1 rRNA gene is annotated in these 310 nt (G+C 53.9%); it reads left to right on the top strand.

Annotation, left to right across the window (positions count from 1 at the left end):
- Positions 1 to 310 (top strand): 23S ribosomal RNA (locus FRC96_RS22285); the annotation flags it as partial.

The following is a 310-nucleotide window of genomic DNA, read 5'->3' as shown; positions in this document are numbered from 1 at the left end:
ACGCTAGGTCCGCCGGACTGATGGATGTCCGGTACAACCCGGTAGGCGGGTCAGATAGGAGGTGTTCGCACCACAAACGTCTGACCATTTAAACGCTGAGAGGGAAAGTGGAGAGTCCCCCCATTTGGGGACTCAGGTCAACGGATCGATGCGCGGCTTCCAAGAAAAGTTTCGCACCGGAGTGTATAAAGAGCCCGTACCAAAACCGACACAGGTAGGCGAGAAGAGCATTCTAAGGCGTTGAGATAACCCTGGTTAAGGAACTCGGCAAATTGACACCGTAACTTCGGGAGAAGGTGTGCCCCGTTAA

Source organism: Lujinxingia vulgaris (assembly GCF_007997005.1).
GTDB lineage: Bacteria > Myxococcota_A > Bradymonadia > Bradymonadales > Bradymonadaceae > Lujinxingia.
Note: the sequence above shows the minus strand (reverse complement) of the source record. Positions and strands in the feature narration are given on the sequence as shown.